Source organism: Massilia varians, assembly GCF_027923905.1.
In the GTDB taxonomy this organism is placed as follows: domain Bacteria; phylum Pseudomonadota; class Gammaproteobacteria; order Burkholderiales; family Burkholderiaceae_D; genus Telluria; species Telluria varians_B.
Genome location: NZ_AP026966.1, coordinates 4412017 through 4434810, shown reverse-complemented (window position 1 = coordinate 4434810; position 22794 = coordinate 4412017). Strand labels below are relative to the sequence as shown.

Genomic DNA, 22794 nt, shown 5'->3' with positions numbered 1-22794 from the left:
CCGCGAGCGCAGGCACCTCAGGCGCCGCTGCCGCCCCGGGTCGCCAGCAGTGCCCAGATTTTCTCCGCGTCGACCGGCTTGACCAGGTAGTGATCGAAACCGGACGCCTTGGCGCTGGCCCGGTCCTTTTCCTGGCCGTAGCCGGTCACCGCCACCAGCATCGATCCCGCGGTCTCGGGCAGGCGGCGCAGGCGGCTGGCCAGCTCGTTGCCGTCCATGTCGGGCAGGCCGATGTCGATCAGGCAGATTTCCGGCCGCTCCTGCCTGGCCCGCTCGATGGCGCGCAGGGAAGAATGCTCGACCGTGACCGGGTGACCCAGCAGTTCGCACAGCGCCGCCAGCACGTCGGCGGCGTCGACGTTGTCGTCGACCACCATCACGCGCACCTGTCCCGCGCGCGCCGCCGGCGCCGCCCCATGCGCTTCCACGGGCGCGGCGCCGGGCGCCGGCGCGCGCTGGTGGCGCGGCAGGTAAATGCTGAACTTGCTGCCCTGGCCCAATCCCGCACTGTGCAGCGCGGCCCGGCCGCCATGCAGCTCGACCAGGCTCTTGACCAGCGCCAGGCCGATGCCCAGCCCGCCCTGGGCACGGTCCGGCGTGCGCTCGGCCTGGGCGAACAGCTCGAAGGCATGGCTCACCATGTCCGGCGTCATGCCGATGCCGTCGTCCGCCACCCTGATCACGACCTGTCCTTCTTCGCTATCCAGGTGCAGCACGATGCTGCCGCCCTCGGGCGTGTACTTGGCCGCGTTGTTCAGGACGTTGGCGACGCACTGGACCAGGCGTTTCAGGTCGCCCCATACGTATGCCGGGCCCGGCGCCACGTGGACTTCCAGGCGGTGGCCGCGCAGTTCGATCAGCGGCTTGACCTGCTCGACGGCTTCGCTGACGACGCTGCGGGCGTCGACCTCGCTGCGTTCCAGGCTCACCAGGCCGCGGGTGACGCGCGACACGTCCAGCAGGTCGTCGATGAGCCCGGTCATGTGCCTGACCTGGCGCGAGATGATGCCGCTGGTCTGGCGGATACGCGCTTCGTCGAGCCGTCCGAGGCGCAGCAGGTCGGCGGCCGAACCGATCGGGGCCAGCGGATTGCGCAATTCATGCGCCAGCATGGCAAGGAACTCGTCCTTGCGCCGGTCGGCCTCGCGCAGCGCCAGCACCGCGCGTGCGCGCGCCACCGCGTCCCAGGTGCGGGCCGCGGTCTGGCGCATCAGTTCGACGTCCTCGTCGCTCCACGCGCGCGGCTGGTCGTGGTGGGCGAACATGAAGGCGACCGTTTTGCCGTCGCGCTGGATCGGGGCTGCCACCGAAGCGCGGGCGCCGATCTGCGCGTGGGCGTCGGCAGCCGCGCCGGCGGTGCGCGGATCGCTGGCCAGGTCGCTGACGCGCATGACGCGTCCCGCGCGGATGTCGGCCGCCAGGGACAGGCCATAGTCGTCGAGCCGCTCGACCCGCGCCGGCAGTTCCGGCACCCGGCGCACGTCGTTGTAGTTGTGCCCGACCACGCCGTATTCGACCGCTTCGTCCATGCTGACGTAGCCGACCCGCGGCACGCCGAGGATGCGCGCCAGTTCGCGGGTGGCCACGTCCATCATCGTCGCCGGATCGTCGGCGACGCCGCGCAGCTGTTCGTCGAGGTCGAGCAGCATGCTCTTGTGCGCCTCGGCCTTCTGCGCCGCCAGCACCGCCAGCTTGCGTGCGCTGACGTCATCGAAGAACACGGCCAGGCCGTCCTCCAGGGCGGGATTGGCGCGCACGTCGAGCCAGGCGCGGCCGCCGTCCGGCAGGGGGCAGGCGTGTTCGGCCGACTCGGCCCGGCGGCTGGCGCGCACGCGCGCGAGCAGGGCCAGCAGGTCGGGGCCGGCCAGCGCCGGGAAGGCCTCGCGGTAGGATTTGCCGACGATCGCCGCGCGCGGCAGCGCGCACAAGCGCAGCGCCGCGTCGTTCGCATAGGTCAGGGTGTCGTCCGCCGCCAGCAGCACCAGGCCCTCGCTCAGCGTATCGAAGATGTACTGGCTGCGGTCGCGTTCCTGGCGCAGCGCGGCCTGTGCCAGGGCATTCTCGACCGCCGCCCAGGTCCGCTCGGCCACGTCGCGCGTGACCAGGATGTCGTCCCCGGTCCAGGCATAGGCATCCGGCTTGGCGACGTTCAGGTTGGCGGCCCAGCGCCCGTCCTTGAAGATCGGCACCGCCAGCAGGGTGCCGATCATGAGGGCCTGGTAAGCGCCGGCGAAGGCGGCGGTCCTGTCATCCGCTGCCATGTCGCCGACCACCAGATCGTTTCCCGTGCCCAGCGTCGCGATCAGGGCCGGTCCGAAGTCGTCGATGCGTCCGGAGGTGGGCATCGGCGGAACATCGGCATCGAACCATCCGGCGCGCGAGAAAAAGGTATCGCCGTTCGCGCCGACTTCGGTGTACCAGCAGTGCGAGGCGCCGAGATACCCGGCCAGCAGCCCAGTCGCGGTCTCGACAATGGCGGTGGGCGAGGACAGGGCCTTGAGCTGGTCTGCAAGCCGGAGCTGGAAGGCGCGCCAGCGCGCGTTCAGGGTGGATGATTCGTGCATGGATGCTCCTTCAGGACGGCGCGCGCAGCGTCAGCTTGATGATCTCGCCCGGCTGCCACAGGCGCATGCGCGGGCCCCAGCTGCCGGCGCCGCGGGTCACGTACAGCATCATGCCATCGACGTCGTAGGCGCCGATGTATTTCGCGAAGCGTTTCCTTACCGCATAGCTGAAGGGCCAGATCTGGCCGCCGTGGGTGTGCCCGGACAGCATCAGGCCGACGCCGCGCGCGCTGGCTTCCTCGATGATCGCGGCGGCCGGGATGTGCGACATCAGGATGGTGGCGGCGCCGGTCGGCGCCGCAATGGTGCGCGCCAGGCCTGCGGTGACGTTTCCTTCTTTGCGCATGGCGCGGCCGATGTCCTCGATCCCGGCCAACACCAGGCCCGGCGCCAGCTCCACCTGGCGGTCGCGCAGCCAGCGCACGCCGCCTTCCTCGAACTCGCGCACGGTGGTGTCAAGATCGCCGTAGAACTCGTGGTTGCCCGTCACCGCCCACACGCCCCACGGCGCGCTCAAGGCGCGCAGGGTAGGGGCCAGCTGCGGCTCGCCGATCGGATCGTCCTCGACCTGGTCGCCCAGCAGCAGGACCGCGGCCGGCTTCAATGCGTTGATCTGCGCGACGCGCGCCGCCAGCCATGCCGAGCGGCGCTGGGCACCGAGGTGGATGTCGCTGACGGCCACGATGACGGTGCCGTCCAGCGCCTTCGGCAAGTCCTTCATCACGACTTCCTGGTCGACGATGACAGGCGCGCGCATGCCCTGGAAGATGGCGAAGCTTGCCAGCAGCACGCCGGCGGCGGCGCCCAGCACGCGCAGCTTCTGCGTATGCGCCCGCCACCACAGGCCGAAGCCGCCCAGGATATCCGTCGCCAGCAGGCACAGCGACATGACGAAGGTGATACCCAGCCAGGTCAGCGCGAACTGGCCCGGCCACCAGCGCCAGTCGAGGGCCTGGTCGCCGATGCGCACGCCGGCAAAATACAGCAGCCAGACCAGGAAGGCGCCGGTCCACCAGACGCGCCGCGACACGCGCGAACGGACCGCATCGAGCGAGTACAGGCGGACGGCGAGGTACAGGTGGAGGAGGGTACCGACGACATTGAGAACGATGGAAAACATGTGCAGCTGCTGGTGGCCAAAGGCGCTTACCTTAACGCAAATCCGGCAGCCTTGCCGACACGCGCGGCGGCTTGGTCTTGTATACGAGATAAGGTTTCACATGAAAAATCATATGCAAATAATATTTGCAAAAATGGCTTAAAATCCGTATTTCGTATGTCTTGAAACCGCGAGCACCTGACACTAGATTGGAGTCACCGGATGCTCACGATGAGGTCCGGCAACATATATCGCTTAAACTTTACGAGGATATTTACCATGCGTACTTTCGACCTGACTCCCCTGTACCGTTCCGCCATCGGTTTCGATCGCCTGGCCAGCCTGCTCGAGCAGCGCGCCGAGCCGAGCTACCCGCCGTACAACATCGAACTGGTGAGCGAAGACAACTACCGCATCGTGATGGCCCTGGCCGGCTTCACCCGCGACGAAGTGGAAATCGTCACCGAGCGCGACACCCTGCACGTCACCGGCCGCAAGCAGAAGGACGAGACCCAGCGCACCTTCCTGCACCGCGGCATCGCCGCCCGCGATTTCGAGCAGCGCTTCCAGCTGGCGAACCACGTGAAGGTCACCAGCGCGTCCTTCGACAACGGCATGCTCACCATCGAACTGGTGCGCGAAGTGCCGGAAGCGTTCAAGCCGCGCAAGATCGCCATCGGCGACGCCAACGGCAATACCGGCAACGTGCAGCAGCTGGAACAGCGCAGCGCCGCCTGAGTACAAGGTAGTCGTTTGAAAGAAGGGCGTCCCGCGGGGCGCCCTTTTTGACGATGAGGCCCGGCTTCGGTTTAAGAGCGGCCTAAGGCCAAAAATTGCTTGCTTAAGCATGGTCTAAGCCATCTTTGGGAAGATAAGCCCATCGATAAGACAACATCATCGGTCAACCATTTTTCATCAGGAGCACAACCATGCCTAACCAAGGTGCCGTCACTGCCATCACTGCCAAACGCCTCACGCTGGCCCTGGGTGCCGCGGGCGTCATTGGCGGAGCGGTCGGTGCGCTTGCCGTCAACCATAACAACGTGGCAGCCCAAACCGCGGCCGCCGCAGCAGCGGCGGCACCTGCGGCCGTGGCTGCCCCTGCGCCGGCCGCGGCCCCCCTGCCTGCCGCCGGCGTGACCCTGCCCGATTTCACCCGCATCGCCGCCCAGAACGGCAAGGCGGTGGTGAACATCCAGGTCGTGGGCAGCACCAAGACCGCGAACCGCGGCGGCGTGCCCCAGCTCGACCCGCGCCACCCGTTCTACGAATTCTTCCGACAGTTCCAGGACCCGCGCGGCAGCGGCCGTGGAGCGCCCGTTTTCGGCGCCGGATCGGGCTTCATCGTAAGCCCGGACGGCGTCATCCTGACCAACGCCCACGTCGTGCAAGGCGCCGACGAAGTCACCGTCAAGCTGCAGGACCGCCGCGAATTCCGCGCCAAGGTCGTGGGCTCCGACCCGCGCACCGACGTGGCCGTGCTGAAGATCGACGCCAAGAACCTGCCGGTGGTGCCGATCGGTAAATCGCGCAACCTCGCCCCGGGCGAATGGGTGCTGGCCATCGGCTCGCCGTATGGCCTGGAAAGCACCGTCACCGCCGGCGTGGTGAGCGCCACCGGCCGCAACCTCCCGGACGGCCAGGTGCCTTTCATCCAGACCGACGTGGCGGTCAACCCGGGCAACTCGGGCGGCCCGCTGTTCAACACCCGCGGCGAGGTGGTGGGCATCAACTCGCAGATCTACAGCCAGACCGGCGGCTACCAGGGCCTGTCCTTCTCGATCCCGATCGACGTCGCGGTCAAGATCAAGGACCAGATCCTGGCCACCGGCAAGGTGCAGCACGCCAAGCTGGGCGTGGCGGTGCAGGAGGTCGGCCAGGAATTCGCCGACTCCTTCCGCCTCGATACGCCGGGCGGCGCCCTGGTCTCGAGCGTCGAGCGCGGCGGCCCGGCCGAACGCGCCGGCCTGAAGTCGGGCGACGTGATCCGCAGCATCAACGGCCAGGCCATCGTCTCGTCGGGCGACCTGTCCAGCACCGTCTCGCTGTCCAAGCCGGGCGAGCGCGTGGCGCTCGACGTCTGGCGCGACGGCAAGCTGGTGCGCATCGACGCCACCCTGGGCGACGCCAGCGAAAAGGGCAAGCGCGGCCTGCCGGAAGAACTGGCATCCAGTGGCCCCGACAAGGGCGCCAAGCTGGGCCTGGTCCTGCGTCCGCTCGAGCCGATCGAGCGCCGCCAGAGCGGCATCGCCTCGGGCCTGCTGATCGAGGATGCGCAAGGCGCGGCGGCGATCGCCGGCATCGAGCCGGGCGACGTGCTGGTCTCGGTCAACGGCCGCACCGTCAACTCGCTCGACCAGGTCCGCGAGGTGGTGTCGAAGGCCAGCAAGTCGGTGGCCTTGCTGATTCAGCGCGGAAGTGAAAGAATCTTCATTCCAGTGCGGATCGGGTAAGGAAGCGTAGCGTCCTCTACCGGCTGGTATCAACAATGGAACACTCATGCGCTTACTGCTGGTAGAAGACGATACGATGATCGGCGAAGTGGTGCTCGACCTGTTGCGGGCCGAGCACTACGCCGTCGACTGGGTCAAGGACGGCGAAATGGCCGACACGGCCCTGATGCAGAACCAGAACTACGACCTGGTCCTGCTCGACCTTGGCCTGCCGCGCAAGGACGGGCTGGACGTGCTGCGCTCGATGCGTACCCGCAAGGACCGCACCCCGGTGCTGGTCGCTACCGCGCGCGACTCGGTGGCCCAGCGCATCGCCGGCCTGGACGCCGGCGCCGACGACTACGTCCTCAAGCCCTACGACCTCGACGAACTGCTGGCGCGCATCCGCGCGCTGCTGCGCCGCGCCGCCGGACGCGCCGAACCGATCTTCGAGTACAAGAACATCACCGTCAATCCGGCCACCCGCGAAGTGCTGGTCGACGGCACCCAGGTGGCCCTGTCGGCGCGCGAATGGGCGGTGCTGGAAGCCCTGGTGGCGCGCCCCGGCGCCGTGCTGTCGCGCGCCCAGCTCGAAGAAAAGCTGTACAGCTGGCGCGACGAAGTCTCCAGCAACGCGGTGGAAGTCTACATCCACGGCCTGCGCAAGAAGCTGGGCAGCGACCTGATCCAGAACGTGCGCGGCGTCGGCTACATGGTGCCGAAGGCATGAAATTCGGGGCCAAGGTCACGCATTCGCTGCGTGGGCGCCTGTTGTGGTACCTGCTGGCGGCGATCACCATCGCGGCCCTGGCGCAAGCCTCGATCGCCTACCGCACCTCGCTGCACGACGCCGACCAGATCTTCGACTACCACATGCAGCAGATGGCGCTGTCGCTGCGTTCGAGCACGCCTTTGTCGAACAGCGAGGCGCAGCAGCGGCTGCAGGCCAAGAACGAGGCCAACCCGGGCGCCGGCAACGACGACATGGTGGTGCAGATGTGGTCGCCCGACGGGGTGCAGGTCTTCCACAGCGTCTCGCGCGCCCGCCTGCCGCAGCGCGCGGTGCTGGGCTTTTCCAACGTCAAGGCCAACGGCACCGTCTACCGCGTGTTCTCGATCCAGAGCGAGAACCAGACTGTGCAGGTGGCCCAGGACCTGGCGGTGCGCCGCAACATGGCCGGCAACCTGGCGCTGCGCACCCTGGGGCCGATCGCCGTCATGATGCCGATCCTGATGCTGGTGGTGTGGTGGGTGGTGAGCGGCTCGCTCGAGCCGGTGGCGCGGGTGCGTTCCCAGGTGGCCTCGCGCCAGGCCGACGACCTGTCGCCGGTGTCGGAAGCCGGCCTGCCGGACGAGGTGCGGCCGCTGGTGCAGGAACTGAACCTGCTGTTCGGGCGCGTGCAGACCGCCTTCGACGCCCAGCAGTCGTTCGTGGCCGATGCCGCGCACGAGCTGCGCACGCCGCTGGCGGCGCTGCGCCTGCAGGCCCAGAGCCTGGACCGCGCCGACACGCTCGAAGCGCGCAAGCTCGCGGTGTCGCGCCTGACCGCCGGCATCGACCGCGCCACCCGCCTGGTCGAGCAACTCCTGGTGCTGGCGCGCCAGGAAGCCACCGCCGCCGCCGGCGCCGTCGCGCGGCCCGTGGACCTGGCCGACCTGGCGCGCCGCACCGTGGCCGAGCTGGCCGGCGTGGCTGCCGCCAAGGGCGTGGACGTGGGCGTGCACCACGCCGACCCGGCCACGGTGGAAGGGCAGCCGGACGCCCTGCACATCCTGCTGCGCAACCTGGTGGACAACGCCATCAAGTACACCCCGGCCGGCGGCACCGCCGACATCTCGGTGCGCAGCGAAGTCGGCAAGGACGGGGCCAAGGACGGCTGCACGGTCACCGTCACGGTCGAGGACAGCGGCCCCGGCATTCCGCCGGAGGAGCGCGAGCGCGTATTCGACCGCTTCTACCGGGTGGCCGGCAGCGAAGCGGCCGGCAGCGGGCTGGGACTGGCGATCATCAAGGCGATCGCCGAACGCCACGGCGCCACCCTGGCGCTGGGCCAGTCGGAGCGCCTCGGCGGCCTGTCGGCCACGGTCTGCTTCCAGGACGCCTCAGGGCGCTAGGGAAGCATTGAATGATTCAGTGCTTCTCCAGGATCAAGGCGCGGATCTTGTAGGCCAGGGCGCCGATCTCGAACGGTTTCGTGATCACTTCCATGCCCGGCGCGAGCCTGCCGTTGCCGACCGCCGCCGTATCCGCGTAGCCGGTCACGAACAGCACCTTCAGGCCGGGGCGCTGCAGCCTCGCGGCATCGGCCACCTGGCGGCCGTTCAAGCCGCCGGGCAGGCCCACGTCCGTGACCAGCAAGTCGACCCGCGTGTCGGAGTTCAGTATCTGCAGGCCGGTCGGGCCGTCGTGCGCGGTGAGCACGCGATAGCCGGCCTCGCGCAGCACCTCTTCGACGATCTCGCGCAGCGCAGGCTCGTCTTCGATGAGCACGATCGTCTCGCCCTGTCCCGCGCTGGCCGGCAGGACGCCGGGCGCCGCCTCCGCCGGCGCGGCGCCGGCATGGCGCGGCATGTACAGGCACATGCGCGTTCCGCGCCCCGGCTCCGAGCAGACCCGCACCTGGCCGCCGGACTGGCGCACGAAACCGTAGACCATCGACAGGCCCAGGCCCGTTCCTTCGCCCAATGGCTTGGTAGTGTAGAAGGGGTCGAAGATGCGCGCGACCACCTCGGGAGGCATGCCGGCGCCGGTATCGGCCACGCACAGGGAAATGTACTCTCCGGGCGGCATGTCCCGTGGCGCGTCGCGTTCGTCGACCGGGTGGTTGGCCGTCACCAGGGTCAGCTTCCCGCCGTCGGGCATCATCGCGTCGCGCGCATTGATGCACAGGTTGAGCAGGGCATTCTCGAGCTGGGATGGATCGACCCTGGTCAGCCAGAGATCGTGCGCATTGAGCACCTCCAGTTCGATCATCGGGCCGACCGAGTGGCGCACCAGTTCCTCCATCCCGGCGATCAGGCGGTTGACGTCGACCGGCTTGGGATCGAGCGTCTGCCGGCGCGAGAACGCCAGCAGCCGCTGCGTGAGCGCGGCGGCGCGGCGTACCGAGGATTCGCCGATCTCGATGTAGCGCTCCAGCCCCGCGACCTGGCCGCGATGCAGCTTGAGCTTGAGGACCTGCAGGCCGCCGCTGATCGAGGCAAGCAGGTTGTTGAAGTCGTGCGCCAGGCCGCCGGTGAGCTGGCCTACCTCCATTTTTTGCGACTGGCGCAAGGATTGGCGGGCCTGTTCGAGTTCGGCCTCGCGCGCCTTGTTCAGGCTCAGGTCACGCCCGATGGCGACGAAATTCTCGCCGTCGAGCTCCGGCGTGACGGTCCACTCGATGTGCTTCCAGCCGCCTTCGCGGGTGGCGATGCGGTTCTCGAAACGGGTCGGCTGGTGCGTCTCGGCCATCCGCCCGATCGCCTCCAGCGTGGGCGGCATATCCTCCGGATGCATGAAGCTGGCATAGGGGCGCGCCAGCAGTTCGGCTTCGCTCCAGCCCAGCACTTGCGTCCAGGCCGGGCTGACGGCCGACATGGTCCCTTCGAAGTTGGCACGGGCCAGCATGTCCTGGGACAGCTTCCAGAGCTGGTCGCGCTCGGCCGTGCGCTCGGCGACCTGGCTTGCCAGGCTTTCGTTCAGCTCGTGGAGCCTGCGTTCGGCCAGCCTGCGCGCGCTCACGTCCTGGAAGATGACCGCTATCTGGCGCTTGCTTGCCGGCTCGATGCGCGAGCACGCCACCTCGAGGTAGCGGTCGGTGGTTTCGAGCACGCGCTCAAAGCGCACGGGCTGCCCGGTCTCCAGCACGCCCCGGACGATCGCCACCCAGGCGTCCGCCTCGCTCCGGCTGAGCAGGCTTCTGGCCGTCTTGCCGACGATGTCGGGAATGCCGGCATGGCGCATGTAGGCGGCGTTCGCTTCCACGTGCACGTAGTCGGACATCGGGCCTTGCGGCCCATCGATGAACTGGACCACGCAGAAACCCTCGTCGATGGAATCGAACAGGGTGCGATAGCGCGCCTCGCTTTCGCTCAGTCTTTCCTCGGCTAGCCGCCTGTCGGTGACGTCGATCGACACACCCGACATCCTGACTGGCCTGCCGTCGCTGTCGTAGTCGGGTTGTCCACGAATGGCAATCCAGCGCACCTCGCCGCCCGGCGTCACGATCCGGTATTCGATGTCGTAATCCGCTCCGGAAGCGATGCTGTGCTCGACGGCACCGGTCATCCGCACCTTGTCGTCGGGGTGAATGGCGGCGCGCAGTTCCGCATAGCTGAACGGGGCGGCCGGGTCGCGGCCGAAATTGAGACGGCAGACTTCCGACGTGCGCAGTTCGCCGGTCGCGATATCCAGGCTCCAGGTGCCGAGACGCCCGGCCTTGATCGCGAAGTGCAGCTCGCGCTCGCTCATCGCGGGCGCCGCCTCCGACGCTTGATGTCCCGCACGCATACGTCCCTCTTTCATCCGCCGAAAAGCATGGTTCATTCAAGGTTTACAGAACCAAACGATAGCATAGTCGAGGACGCGACTGTTACCCGCCGAGGATGGATTTCAGTGCTCCCGCATGGCGTTCGCTGACGGCCACCACCTCGCCGTTGCGCAGGCTCAGCCAGTAGCTGCCGTCGCCGCGGGTTTCCATGCCGGCGATCTGGCTGCGCCGCACGATCATTCCCCGGTGCACGCGCACGAATGCGCCCGGGTCCAGCAGGCTTTCGAGGCGGCCGAGCGTGGTCCGGTGCAGGACCGTGCGGCCCGCCAGGCGCAGCTCCACATAATTGCCCGCCGCTTCGATGCGCAGGATGTCGCCCACCTTGACCTGTTCGATGCGGCCCACCGAGCGCACGCTGATCGTGTCGAGGCATTGCGCGCCACCGGTATCGACAAAGCCGCGCAGGGCGGCGCCATAGGCCTCGCGCTGGCGCTGGCGCAGCATGCTCCCTGCGCGCTCGACGGCCTGCGCCAGGCGCGCATCGTCGAGCGGCTTGAGCAGGTAGTCGAGGGCGTGCTCAGCTCACGCGCCAGCACCAGCCCGGACTGCCCCGGCATCTGGATGTCCAGGAACACCAGGTCGACTTCCCCACTCGCCAGCGCCGCGCGCGCCGACGCGGCCCCGCCGCATTCTCCGGCCAGCAGCCAGCCGGGATGGGCGGTCATGGCCAGGCGCAGATTCAGTCTGCCCGGCAGCTCATCGTCGACGATCAGGTAGCGGATCGGCATGGCCTCACTCCGCCTGCGCCATCGTGTTGCGGCGCGCCGGCCCGGCAAAGAACGAGGAAGCGAACGAGATCAAGGTGGGCGGCGCCTTCCAGCGCGGCCATGCGGCGCCCAGCTGCACGCCCAGCACAGCGGCCGCAGGGGAGCGCTCGCCTACACCGTGGCCGCGACCGTCAAGCGCAAGCGCAATCCAATTGCGGTCCTCAACACCGAGGCAGGATCGGATCCTGCCTTGCTGCGCCGCACCGCCTGGACCGACCATCAGGTCGAGGACATCCTGGAACTGGCCCCGCGCCTGAGCTGGCAGCCCGGCGCGGCCGACAGCATCAGCGCGCAGGGCTACCTGCGCAAGCGCCACATCGACAACGTCAAGCGCGAACAGGAGGCCACCGACATCGGCCTGCGAACGGCTTTCCCGCACGCGTACCAACACGTCGAAACCCGTCCCCTGCATGCCTACGCCGACCTGGCCTGGACCCGCCGGCTGGAGGGCGGCGCGCGTGTGAACGCCAAGCTGTCGGGCTTGCGGATGAAGCGCGAAGCCGGCTTCGTCTACTGGGGCATGGATGCGCAGGATCGCCTGATCGAGTCCCATCTGGTGGCCTCCGGCCCGGTCGAGCGCGAATGGACGTTCAGCGGCAGCTGGCGCCGCCCGCTGTGGGGCAGCCACTCCCTGGCGGCCGGATGGGAGTTCGGACGCAAGGGGCGCAGCGAATACCGGCGCGAACGGCATGTCGATCCCCGCGGCACGCTGCTGTTCCCCAGCGACGAGGATTACCGCGCCAGCGTGGTGCGCAGCGCCTTCTTCATCCAGGACGAGTGGGACATCGGCCCCGGCTGGTCCGCCTATGCCGGTCTGCGGCGCGAAGACTTGCGCACGACGGGCGAAGGCAATGCCGCTGCGCCGGTGGACGTCGGCGCGGGCGCCTGGAGTCCCGTGTTCCAGACCCTGTTCAAGCCGCAGCGGGCGGAAGGCGACACCGGAGCGCGCGACGGATTGCGCTTCGCGGTCAGCCGCACCTATAAGGCGCCGGAGATCGTCCAGCTGCTGCCGCGCCGCTACACGGTCGACAACAACAGCGCCACCAACCCGGACCAGCAAGGCAATCCCGGGCTGCGGCCCGAGCTCGCCCTGGCCGTCGACCTGGCCTGGGAGCGCTACTTCGGCGCGGCGGACATGGTGAGCGTGAGCCTGTTCCACAAGCGCATCCGCGACATCACGCTGGTGCGCATCGCGGAGAACCGGGGCGTGTGGACCGCCATGCCCGAGAACGCCGGCGGCGCATTGGTGCGCGGCATCGAGTTCGAGGGCAAGCTGACGCGCGGCGCGCTGTCGGCGCGCCTCAACCTGGCGCGCAACTGGTCGCGCCTGGACAGCGTGCCCGGGCCGGACAACCGCATCGAAGGCCAGCCGGCATACAGCGGCAACCTGGGGCTGGACTATGCGCTGGCTGCCGCCCGGTTCGACCTGGGCGGCACGTACAGCTACCGCGGGCGGGTCGCCAGCCGCCTGAGCGCGCTGATGTTCAGCGATGACGGCAGCCGGCGCCAGCTCGACCTGTATGCGGTATGGAAGCGCGATGCCCGCTCGAGACTGCGCCTGTCCGTGGCCAGCCTGGCGCAGCGCGACTACCTGGAACGCCTGGCGTACGAGGGGCACAGGCCGCTCGAACGCGCCACCGTCTACCAGCTGCGCCCGACCTGGCGCCTGGTGTGGGAACAGTCCCTTTAGGTGCGGGCGGCGCGGCAGCCCAGTTTGCGGTAGCGCTTGCGCAGGCTGAGCAGGTCCAGCTGCACCGACTCCATCATCGCGGCGCGCACGCGCCGCTCCGATTGCTCGGCTTCCAGGATCGCCGCGCGCAGGCGCTCGCACTCGGGTTGTTGTTGCGGGCCAGGGTGGCGCGCGGCAGCGCAGGCCTTGCCGGCCTCGCAGCCGGCGGCGGGATGCTGCGGCATGGGGCGGCCGGCGGCCGGCGCCAGCACGCAGGACAGCAGGATGCCCGCCGCAAGGGCGGCAACAGGTCGCGTGGCGAGGGTAAGCATGGTGGTCTCCGTCATGCCGGAGGGTGGCTCGGCGCTGCCGGCCCCTCTCGTTCTTGTGCAAGGCGCGCAGGATACCCGCGTTTTGCTCTCTCAATTCTCTCCGATTGTCACATTCGCCATGCCGGCGTCCGGCAGGCGCGGCAGGGTAACGGTAGAATGGTCCCTTTGGCTCACAGGGCAGCGGCCCTGAGCGGATTGTAGAGGAATCGATGAAGAAGCAAGCAGTCCTGTTCGCCGGCCTGGCGGCAGCCGGCCTGGCCTCGGCCCAGGAAGTCGTACGCATTGGCCATGCGGCCGCCGTGACCGGCCCGGTGGCCTACTTCGGCAAGGACACCGAGAACGGCGCACGCATGGCGATCGAGGCGCTCAACGCGAAGGGCGTCAGCATCGGCGGCAAGAAGGTCCGCTTCGAGCTGGCCGCCGAGGACGACGCCGGCGAGCCGAAACAGGCCACCGCGGTGGCGCAGAAGCTGGTGGACGCGAAGATCAACGGCATGGTCGGCCACGAGACCTCGGGCACGACCATCCCGGCCTCCAAGATCTACCATGCGGCCGGCATCCTGCAGATCTCGCCCTCGTCGACCTCGCCGGCGTACACCCGGCAGGGCTTCAACACCACCTTCCGGGTGGTGGCCAACGACGTGCAGCTGGGCCAGGCGCTGGGCCGCTACGCGACCGGCAGCATGAAAGCCAGGCGCGTTGCCGTGGTCGACGACCGCACCGCCTACGGCCAGGGACTGGTCACCGAATTCGCGCGCAGCCTGCAAAGCCACGGCGGCAGCGTGGTCGCCAAGGAATTCACGAACGACAAGGCGACCGATTTTTCCGCCATCATCACCCGCATCCGCGCCACCAAGCCGGACCTGGTCTTCTTCGGCGGCATGAGCGCGACCGCCGGCCCGATGCTGCGCCAGATGAAACAGCTCGGCATGAACGTGCGCATGATGGGCGGCGACGGCCTGTGTTCGGACGAGATCCACAAGCTCTCCGGCGGCACCATGGCGGACGGCCAGGTGGTGTGCGCGGAAGCTGGCGGCGTGCAGGGCGAAGCTAGAACCGCCATGGACAAGTTCCGCGCCGACTATAAAAAGCGCTTCGGCATCGACGTCCAGATCAACGCCCCGTATGCCTACGACGCCGTCATGACCATGGCCGAGGCGATGGTAAAGGCCGGCTCCAGCCAGCCGGCGAAATACCTGCCGGTTCTGTCGACGATCCAGCACCGGGGCGTGACCGGCCCGATCGCCTTCGACGCGCGCGGCGACATCAAGGACGGCACCATCACCCTGTATTCGTTCAAGGGCGGCAAGCGTTCGCTGCTCACCGTCACCAAATAAGGAGCACGGCCATGGCAGGAAGCGACTCGATCCAAGCTGATGCCTTCGCGGCGCTGCAGGCCCGCTTTGGCCAGCAGTCGCGCAAGGCGCAGGCTTATTACACGGTCATGCACGAAGTGCGCGGCATCGTCGGCAACGATGATGCCGCCAGCGCGTGGATGAGCGAGCCGCAGCCCGCGCTCGGCGGCAAGACTGCCGCCGAGGCGGTGGGCGAGGGGCGCGAGGAAGAGGTGCTGGCCTACGTGCGCTCGCTGAAGAAGTAGGGCTACTTTAGAATACGCCGATCAGGAGCAGCACGATCAGCGTCAGCACGATCGAGACGGCGATGGAGCCGAGGCAGCCGAGTTTGTTCGAGAAGAACAGGAACATCTCAATCGCCCGGGCCTTCGCCCGGCATGGTGTCGGCCATCAGCCGCAGCTCTTCCGGCGTCAGCTCTTCGGGCTTCTTGTCGGCGAGGCCGTCGACGTCGCTCTGCTGCGCCCCGCCCGGAACCGCCTGCTGTTGACCTGACTGCTGTTCCTGCTGCCGGCCTTGCGGCTGCGCCTGGCCGCCCGCGGCTTGCTGCTGTTCCTGCGACTTCTGTTCGTTACTCATGATGTGCTCCCTGAATGGCATTGCCCATTGGCGGATGGACAAAGTGTGGCACAGAGTCGTTTTCGGCGGCGTCCAGCTCGATCGGACTAGTGCGGCGGCGCGGATGCGCCGCCGCGCCCGAGCGCGCGCTCGACGCTGAGCGCCAGTTCGGCCAGCTGGAAGGGCTTGCGCAGCAGGATGTCGTCGCCCAGGACCTGGTCGATCGCATGCATGTCCGCATAGCCGGTGGCGATGATCATCGGTATGCCGGGGAACACCTCGCGCGCGCGCCGCATCAGTTCGGCCCCGGTAATCCCCGGCATCAGGTAATCGGTGATGATCAGGTCCGGCCGCCCGCGTCCCAGTTCGCGCAGGGCGGCCGCGCCGTCCGCCGCCTGGGTCACGGCGTGCCCGAAGGCTTCGAGCGACTGCACCATCGATTCGCGCACGAAGTTGTCGTCCTCGACCACCAGGATATGCACCCCCTGTCCGGCGGACGGGGCAGCGTGCGGCAGGGGCGCCGCAGCGGGGAGCTCGCTGCCGTCCCAGGCGCGCAGCCAGATCTCGACCGTGGTGCCAAGCCCCGGCTGGCTCAGGATGCGCGCCGCGCCCCCGGACTGCTGCGCCATGCCGTACACCTGGCTCAGGCCCAGGCCGGTGCCCTTGCCGACCGCCTTGGTGGTGAAGAAGGGCTCGAAGACCTTGGCCACCAGCTCCGGCGGCATGCCCGGTCCGTTGTCGGTGACGGCGATGCGCACGTACTCGCCGGTCGGCAGCAGTCTGGCCGGCGGCCGGGCATTGCCCGCATGGAAAGCCAGCGCGCCGCTGTCGCCCATGGCGTCGCGCGCATTGATGGCCAGGTTCAGCAGCGCCATCTCCATCTGGTTGGCGTCGGCGAACACGCGCGCGCAGCCTTCCTCGACCTCGAAGCGCAGATGGATGCGCGAACCGAGCGAAGTCGCCACCAGTTCGCGTACCCCATCGAACAGGTCGCTGACTTCGGCGGGGCGCAGGTCGAGGTTCTGGTTGCGGGCGAAGGCCAGCAGCTGGCTGGTCAGCTTGCCGCCGCGCTGGCAGGCGCGGCGCGCGATTTCGGCGCGCTGCCTGGCCACCTCGTCCTTCGACAGCAGCAGGATCAGGTCCATGCTGCCCTGGACCACGTTGAGCAGGTTGTTGAAGTCGTGGGCGATGCCGCCGGTGAGGCGGCCGACCGCTTCCATCTTCTGGAACTGCACCATCGCCTGCTGCACCCGCTCGCGTTCGATGACTTCGTTCATCAGGCGGTCGTTGGCCCCGGCCAGCGCGCGGGTGCGTTCCTCGATGCGCGATTCGAGCGTCTCGTTGAGGGTGAGCAGGGCCTGCCGGCTCTGCTGCAGGCTGGCGGCGTCGCGCTCGCGCTCGGCCAGCAGGTCGCGTGCCTGGTACTGGCGGCGCCGTGCGCGCAGGGCCGAGCTGGCGGCGCTGCGCAGGGTCTGGGCGTTGAGCGGGCGCTCGAGCAGGATGATGTTGCCCAGTTCTTCCAGCCGGGAGCGGGCGGCGGCCGCCGCCGGCCCGACCGCCTTGCCGAGCAGGATCACGAACGGGAAGTCGGACCAGGGTTCCTGCGCCGCCAGCCAGGCGTGCAGGGGAGCCAGGTCGGCGCCGTGCAGCGCTTCCTCGGCCACGATGGCCATGCCGGCGCCTTTGCCGATGGCGCCGGCAAGCGCGGCGAAATCGGGGACCACGGCGCAGGCCGCGCCATTCTGCGCCAGTACCGAGCACATGAGTTCGGCGTCGCGCCCGCGCGGCGCGAGAATCAGGATGCGTTCGTCGTGCCGGTCAGAAGTCGGCATCGGGGGGAATGTCCGACATCATGGGCGTCAGGCCGCGGTAGCTGGGCAAGCCGGTGAGGACGCCGTCGAAGCCTTCCAGCGCCTCGCCGACGCGGATGCCGTCGGCGCCCAGCTGCAGCTCGTGGATGGTCAGCGCATGCTCGGCGGCGCGGCTCTTGATGACCGTGACCGCGCGCCGCAGGCGGCCGTTCGATTCGAAGAAGCGCATCAGGACCGTGCTGTCGCTCAGGTAGCTCAGGTCGACGTCGGATTTCACTTCGCCGATCATGCCGTGCTGGCCCAGCACCAGCACGGTGGTGACGCCCTGCTGGTTCAGGTAGGACAGCAGTTCGTGCATCTGCAGGATCAGGTACTGCTCGCCCGGCATGGCCTGCAGGTAGGCGTTCAGGCTGTCGATGACGATGAAGCCGACCTTGGAGAGCTCGACCGCGTCGCGCAGCATCTGGGCGAATTCGCCCGGCGACAGTTCGGCCGGGTCGATGTGGTGGATGCGCAGCTGGCCGCTGTCCACGAAGGGCAGCAGTTCCATGCCCAGCGCGCGGCTGCGCGCGAAGAAGGTGCCGAGCCCCTCGTCGAACAGGTAGAACGCGGCCTGCTCGCCGCGCTCCAGGGCCGTCAACAGGCACCGGGTCGACAGCGTGGTCTTGCCGATGCCGGAAGGACCGACGATCAGGGTATTGGTGCCACGTACCAGGCCGCCGCCCAGCAGGGCGTCGATACCGCTCGACCCGGTGGAACGCACCGCCGGCACGAAGTCGCGGAGGTGCTCGGCCGCCACCAGGCGCGGGAACATCGTGATGCCGCCGGTGTCGAGCGTGTAGTCGTGATAGCCGCCACGGAAACGGATGCCGCGCATCTTGATGACGTTCACGCGCCGGCGCTCCTTGCCGAATTCCTTGGCGATCTGTTCCAGGCTGATGACGCCGTGCGCGATGCTGTGCAGGTGCTGGTCGGACTGGCTGGTCTTGTCGTCCAGCAGCAGGACGGTGCAGGCGCGCGCCGCGAAGAACTGCTTCAGGGCCAGGATCTGACGCCGGTAGCGCAGCGGGTTCTGCGCCAGCAGGCGCATCTCGGACAGGCTGTCGAACACCACCCGCACCGGGCGCAGCGCGTCGACGCGGTCCATCACGTTGCGGGTGGTCTCGCCCAGCTCGATTTCGGACGGATGGAACACCGACTGCTGCGCGTTCGGATCGAGGTCGGTGTCGCCCGCCAGCTCGTACACCGACAGCGCGCCGATGTCCCAGCCATGGCTGGCCGCCACCGCCGCCAGCTCGTCGGCGGTCTCGGACAGGGTAATATACATGCCGCGCTCGTTCATGGCCGCGCCGTCGAGCAGGAACTGCAGGCCGAGCGTGGTCTTGCCGGCGCCGGGCGAGCCCTCGACCAGGTAGATGCGCTGCGGCGTGAGACCGCCGCCCAGGATGTCGTCGAGGCCGGCGATGCCGGTGGAAATACGGGTATCGGCGGCGCTGGTCATGACGTGCATGGTGGGTGGTAGACGGAGATGCTGGGCATTATATACACAAGCAAATTCGCCAAATTCGCATTGTTACACATGCGAACATCACGTGTAATAAATAAGGGTCCCGGCGGGGACCCTCCAAGGCACGGCCCTGCGCCGCGGATCAGAAACGGTGCGACAGCCGCGCGAACCAGGCCGCGCCGTTCAGGCCGAACTGCACGCTCTCGTACTTGAAGCCGTTGTCGGTCTCGTTCGGATCCTGCACGCTCGGCTTGACGTCGAAGATATTGGTGCCGCCGACCGTGAATTTGGTCTTGTCGGTGAAGGCCCAGGTGAAGGACAGGTCGGCGGAGGTTTTCGGCTTGTAGTACTGGTTCGGCACCGGCGGGCCCGAGAAGGTGCCCAGGGTCTGGGGACCGAAGTGCACGATGCGCAGCGCGGTTTCCAGCTTGCCCACGGCGTGGTCGAAGCCCAGCGTGGCCTTGCGGCGCGGCGCGCCCTGCTCGATGAACAGGCGCTCGCGCTCGGACAGCAGCACGTCCTCGAAACCCACCAGGGCGCTCGGCGCATGGACGCCGGTCACTTCGGTCTTGCTGAAGTTCAGGGCCAGGAAGGTGTTGAGCTTGCCGGCGCCCAGATCACGGCGGTGCGACAGGGTCAGGTCCAGGCCCTGGGTCCTGGTGTCCACCGAGTTGACGAAGAACTGGGCCTGGCCCACGCCCAGCTGCTGCAGGGTCGCGCCCAGCGCAGGGTAGTTGTCGGCGTCGAAGCGCCCCGACAGCACGATGCGGTCGTCGATGCTGATGCGGTACAGGTCGGCCGTCAGCGAGGTGGCCTGGCCGGGCGACCAGGTCAGGCCGAGGGTATAGCTCTTCGATTCCTCTTCCTTGAGCCGCGGAATGCCGGCGGCATTCGCCACGCGACCGCCGTTCGGCGCCAGCACCACGTCGAGCGGCTGACCGTTGACGAAGTCGGTGAAGGTCGACGAGAAGTAAACCTGCTGCAGCGAGGGCGCACGGAAGCCCGTGCTGGCCGAGCCGCGCAGCAGCAGGGCCGGGTTGATCCGGTACGCCGCCGCCAGCTTGCCGGTGGTGGTGGCGCCGAAGTCGGAATAGCGTTCGTGGCGCAGCGCCGCCTGCAGCTTGACGCCGTCGGCGAGGTCGGTCTCGAGGTCGAGGTAGGCGGCGTTCGAGTGGCGGTCGCTGTCGGTCTGGTCGCCTGGCTGGAAGCCGGGGAATCCCTGGCTGCCGGCATTGCCGCCCACGCCCACGCCGTCGGCGTCGACATACGAGCCCGGCTCGCCCGCCTTGATCTGGTAGTTCTCGCGCCGGTGCTCGAAGCCGAAGGCCACGTTCATGCCTTGGCCGATGCCCTCGAAAAAGCGCGAGAAGTCCAGGTTGGTGGTGGCCTGGCGGAACGAGAAGCCGCCGGCGTCGAACATGCTGGCGCTCCTGCCCGGCCCGCCGCGCAGCAGGTCGAGATTGGCGATCGAGGCGTTGAGCGTGTTCGCGATGGTGTAGCGCATGCGGTTCTGGCCGAAGGTCTGCGACAGGTCGGTATTCCATTCGCCCAGGCGGAAACGGTAGCCGACGGTGCCGTAGTGATCGTTGATGTCGCCGTTGATGAAGGGGACGAAGCCGTTCGGGTACATGGCGGCCGCGTTGCGCGAGGGGATGTCCTCGGAACCCAAGCCTTCGCGCGCCCAGGCGGCCGACGAGGCGTCGCGGTTCTGGGCGCCGGCGGTGAGGTACAGCTTGCCGTCACTGAGCGGGAATTCGCCGTTCAGGTAGACGGTGCTGTTCTGCGACTTGGTGTCGCCGATGATGCGCGGGTTGCCTTCCTCGGCGCGGTTGGAGCGGCCGCGGTCGTAGTACTCGCCGGTGATGCCCAGCACCCCGCCGCCCACGGCCACGCCGCAGTAGGCCGAGGCCAGGTAGTTGTCGCCGTCGCCCTCGGTGTACTGGCCGAAGCCGGCCACCATCTCGCAGCCGAGGTTCTTCTTCAGTTCGATGTTGAGCACGCCGGCGATCGCATCCGAGCCGTACTGCGCCGCGGCGCCGTCGCGCAGCACCTGCACGTTGCGGATGGCCATCAGCGGAATCGCGTTCATGTCGGTGCCGGTGTTGCCGCGGTTGCGCGCGCCGAACAGGTTGACCAGCGCGGTGGTGTGGCGGCGCTTGCCGTTGACCAGCACCAGGGTCTGGTCCGAACCGAGGCCGCGCAGGGCGGCGGAGTCGACCAGGTCGGCGCCGTCGGCGCCGGTCTGGCGCGTCGAGTTGAACGAGGGCGAGACGTTGTTCAGGACCTGCGCCAGGTCGAACTGGCCGCCCTGTTCGGTCGCCTTGGCCATCGGGATGAAGTCCACCGGCACCGGGGTGTCGAGATCGGAGACGTTGCCGACCCGGCGCGAGCCGACGATGTTGACGCTCTGGATGCCGTCATTCTGGCCTGTTGCCGCCGCCGCCGGCGTGCCGGCCGCGACCGGGGTGGTGGAGGGCGCTTGCGCAGTGCTCTGGGCGAACGCGGCTGGGATCATGCTGGCGAACGCGGCGCCGCCGTACAGGGCGCGCAGGACCGACTGGGGGAGGCGTTTGAGTGTGAGCACTGGTTACTCCGAAGGAAAATTGAATACTAAACAATCCCACGGGGCAGTACCAACGCGCTGTATCATTAACACAACGTTGTCAATATATAACCCTGGTCTATCGTCCCGCCGGCGCCTTCCTTCGCGGCCGGCGATGCGGACAGGCGCGCCTGGCAGCCGGTGCCGGACCGGTCTGCGATGCATCTTCCTGGCGCTCGGCATGACGCGCCATCGCTTCCTGGCACGACGTGCCGAACTTGACTGCGATGGTGGCCAGCAGGCCCAGTATGCCGATTGTCGCCAGCAAGGCATCCAACATGGTGTTCTCCTGTAAGCATTCGCCTGAACCGATGCGAACGATGGTAGGCGAATCTTCACGCCCACGCAATCTGGCAATTCCGGTGCTAGACTTCGGAAATTCCGAAAGTAGAGGATTGCAAGATGCGTTTCGACCTGACCGACATGCGCTTGTTCCTGAGCGTCGTCGAATGCGGCAGCCTGACGCATGGCGCGCGCGCGATGCACCTGGCGCTGGCATCGGTCAGCGAACGCATCGCCGGCATGGAAGAGGCGCTGGGCGCGCCCCTGCTGGAACGGAACCGCCGCGGCGTACGTCCTACCGCCGCCGGCGAAGCGCTGGTGCGGCATGCCCGCTCGATCCTGGGCCAGGTCGAACAGATGCGCGGCGAGCTGCGCAGCTATGCGACCGGCCTCAAGGGCCGGATCCGGCTGCTGTCGAACACGGCGGCGATGGCCGCTTTCCTGCCGCCGCAGCTGTGTCGCTTCCTGGCGGCGCACCCCGACCTGTCGATCGACCTGGAAGAGCGGCCCAGCACGGAGATCGTCCAGGCGCTGGTGGACAGGCGTGCCGACCTGGGCGTCGCCGCCGGCGTCACCGACCTGCGCATGCTGCAGACGCACCTCGTGGCCAGCGACCAGCTGGTCGTGCTGGTGGGCCGCTCGCACCGCCTGGCCGGGCAGGCGCAGGTGCGCTTTGCCGACATCCTCGCCGAGCCGATCGTGGGCATGGCCGACAGCGCGCTCGAAACCCACCTGGCGGAACGGGCGGCGCGCCTGGGGCGCCAGCTCGACTACCGCATCCAGCTGCGCAATACCGCGCAGGTGGCCAGCTACGTCGAGGCGGGCATCGGCATTTCGATCCTCTCCGGCGCCCTGGCGGGGACGATCGGGCGCGGCGTGGCCGTCCTGACCCTGTCCGAAGCCTGGGCGGCCAGGCAGCTCTACCTGTGTGCGCGCGACTTCTCCACGCTGACTCCACATGCCGGCCTGCTGGCGCGGCAGCTGCTGGAGCAGGTCGCTGGCCAGCACGCATGAATCGGCAGCCTGCTGCGGTTTCCTGCAAAAAACGCCCAGTCTTTCTCAGCTTTAAAGACATTTCACCTGAGCCATTTCGCCTTTGATCGTTCCCATATGCGGGGCCATGCAAGCCTTGTCGACGCCGGCGAAAAAGCCGACGCTGGGAGCAGGTGGCGGACGCGTCCCCATGCCGGATGAAGCGATGGCGGCCGCTTTCGATAGTGAAACGCCAAGCGATGAGGTGACATCATGAAACCGCTTCTTCGGACCAGGTCGGCATCCCTGAAGAA

General features: G+C 68.1%; 19 protein-coding genes and 1 pseudogene. 8 read left to right on the top strand and 12 right to left on the bottom strand.

What is annotated here, in order from left to right; all coding sequences use genetic code 11:
* Nucleotides 1–17: 17 nt before the first annotated feature.
* Nucleotides 18–2564, bottom strand: a complete 2547-nt coding sequence (locus tag MasN3_RS20020; RefSeq protein ID WP_281909618.1) for an ATP-binding protein — start codon at nucleotides 2562–2564, stop codon at nucleotides 18–20.
* A 10-nt stretch (nucleotides 2565–2574) separates the two neighbouring features.
* On the bottom strand, nucleotides 2575–3684 hold the full coding sequence (locus MasN3_RS20015; RefSeq protein ID WP_281909616.1) for a metallophosphoesterase: 1110 nt from the start codon (nucleotides 3682–3684) through the stop codon (nucleotides 2575–2577).
* 258 nt (nucleotides 3685–3942) lie between these two features.
* On the opposite strand from MasN3_RS20015, the gene MasN3_RS20010 reads away from it, so the two are divergent.
* The 4 genes from MasN3_RS20010 (at nucleotide 3943) to MasN3_RS19995 (ending at nucleotide 8210) form a co-directional block, all read left to right on the top strand.
* A complete protein-coding gene (locus tag MasN3_RS20010; RefSeq protein ID WP_281909614.1) occupies nucleotides 3943–4401 on the top strand; it encodes an Hsp20 family protein in 459 nt (152 codons plus the stop codon).
* Nucleotides 4402–4592: 191 nt separating this feature from the next.
* Nucleotides 4593–6116, top strand: a complete 1524-nt coding sequence (locus MasN3_RS20005; protein ID WP_281909612.1) for a Do family serine endopeptidase — start codon at nucleotides 4593–4595, stop codon at nucleotides 6114–6116.
* 46 nt (nucleotides 6117–6162) lie between these two features.
* Nucleotides 6163–6825, top strand: coding sequence for a response regulator (locus MasN3_RS20000; RefSeq protein ID WP_281909610.1), 663 nt, complete (start codon nucleotides 6163–6165; stop codon nucleotides 6823–6825).
* On the top strand, nucleotides 6822–8210 hold the full coding sequence (locus MasN3_RS19995) for an ATP-binding protein (protein WP_281909609.1): 1389 nt from the start codon (nucleotides 6822–6824) through the stop codon (nucleotides 8208–8210). Before MasN3_RS20000 ends, MasN3_RS19995 begins: the two co-directional genes overlap by 4 nt.
* A gap of 16 nt (nucleotides 8211–8226) precedes the next feature.
* Here the strand turns inward: MasN3_RS19995 and MasN3_RS19990 are convergent, their stop codons facing one another.
* The 4 genes and pseudogenes from MasN3_RS19990 to MasN3_RS19980 form a co-directional block, all read right to left on the bottom strand.
* Nucleotides 8227–10587, bottom strand: a complete 2361-nt coding sequence (locus tag MasN3_RS19990) for a PAS domain-containing protein (protein ID WP_281909606.1) — start codon at nucleotides 10585–10587, stop codon at nucleotides 8227–8229.
* 82 nt (nucleotides 10588–10669) lie between these two features.
* Nucleotides 10670–11071 carry a LytTR family DNA-binding domain-containing protein gene (locus MasN3_RS19985; RefSeq protein ID WP_281909605.1) on the bottom strand — a complete coding sequence of 134 codons (402 nt, stop codon included), beginning with the start codon at nucleotides 11069–11071 and terminating at the stop codon, nucleotides 10670–10672.
* Nucleotides 11072–11196: 125 nt separating this feature from the next.
* Nucleotides 11197–11292, bottom strand: a pseudogene (locus MasN3_RS25330) (DNA-binding response regulator); the annotation flags it as partial.
* A 67-nt stretch (nucleotides 11293–11359) separates the two neighbouring features.
* Nucleotides 11360–11482, bottom strand: a complete 123-nt coding sequence (locus MasN3_RS19980; protein ID WP_281909603.1) for a hypothetical protein — start codon at nucleotides 11480–11482, stop codon at nucleotides 11360–11362.
* 30 nt (nucleotides 11483–11512) lie between these two features.
* On the opposite strand from MasN3_RS19980, the gene MasN3_RS19975 reads away from it, so the two are divergent.
* The gene (locus tag MasN3_RS19975) at nucleotides 11513–13084 is read left to right on the top strand and encodes a TonB-dependent receptor plug domain-containing protein (RefSeq protein WP_281909602.1); all 1572 of its coding nucleotides are present in this window, start codon (nucleotides 11513–11515) and stop codon (nucleotides 13082–13084) included.
* Here the strand turns inward: MasN3_RS19975 and MasN3_RS19970 are convergent.
* Nucleotides 13081–13395: a hypothetical protein gene (locus MasN3_RS19970; protein ID WP_281909600.1), complete on the bottom strand. Its 315-nt coding sequence runs from the start codon at nucleotides 13393–13395 to the stop codon at nucleotides 13081–13083. The genes MasN3_RS19975 and MasN3_RS19970 overlap by 4 nt on opposite strands.
* 209 nt (nucleotides 13396–13604) lie before the next feature.
* Between MasN3_RS19970 and MasN3_RS19965 the strand changes: the two genes are divergently transcribed.
* On the top strand, nucleotides 13605–14732 hold the full coding sequence (locus tag MasN3_RS19965; RefSeq protein WP_281909599.1) for a branched-chain amino acid ABC transporter substrate-binding protein: 1128 nt from the start codon (nucleotides 13605–13607) through the stop codon (nucleotides 14730–14732).
* A gap of 11 nt (nucleotides 14733–14743) precedes the next feature.
* Entirely contained in the window at nucleotides 14744–14995 is a 252-nt protein-coding gene (locus MasN3_RS19960; RefSeq protein WP_281909597.1) for an MbcA/ParS/Xre antitoxin family protein, read from the top strand.
* A gap of 107 nt (nucleotides 14996–15102) precedes the next feature.
* Here MasN3_RS19960 and MasN3_RS19955 read toward each other — a convergent pair whose 3' ends face one another.
* The 5 genes from MasN3_RS19955 to MasN3_RS19935 form a co-directional block, all read right to left on the bottom strand.
* Nucleotides 15103–15327 (bottom strand): hypothetical protein, encoded by a 225-nt coding sequence (locus MasN3_RS19955; protein ID WP_281909595.1) that lies wholly within the window; start codon nucleotides 15325–15327, stop codon nucleotides 15103–15105.
* 86 nt (nucleotides 15328–15413) lie between these two features.
* Entirely contained in the window at nucleotides 15414–17138 is a 1725-nt protein-coding gene (locus MasN3_RS19950) for a response regulator (protein WP_281909593.1), read from the bottom strand.
* A complete protein-coding gene (locus tag MasN3_RS19945; protein WP_370662308.1) occupies nucleotides 17125–18627 on the bottom strand; it encodes an ATPase domain-containing protein in 1503 nt (500 codons plus the stop codon). Before MasN3_RS19945 ends, MasN3_RS19950 begins: the two co-directional genes overlap by 14 nt.
* 139 nt (nucleotides 18628–18766) lie before the next feature.
* A complete protein-coding gene (locus tag MasN3_RS19940; RefSeq protein WP_281909592.1) occupies nucleotides 18767–21208 on the bottom strand; it encodes a TonB-dependent receptor plug domain-containing protein in 2442 nt (813 codons plus the stop codon).
* 97 nt (nucleotides 21209–21305) lie between these two features.
* A complete protein-coding gene (locus MasN3_RS19935) occupies nucleotides 21306–21506 on the bottom strand; it encodes a hypothetical protein (protein WP_281909591.1) in 201 nt (66 codons plus the stop codon).
* A gap of 122 nt (nucleotides 21507–21628) precedes the next feature.
* On the opposite strand from MasN3_RS19935, the gene MasN3_RS19930 reads away from it, so the two are divergent.
* Nucleotides 21629–22522, top strand: a complete 894-nt coding sequence (locus MasN3_RS19930) for a LysR substrate-binding domain-containing protein (RefSeq protein ID WP_281909590.1) — start codon at nucleotides 21629–21631, stop codon at nucleotides 22520–22522.
* The last annotated feature ends 272 nt before the right edge of the window (nucleotides 22523–22794 follow it).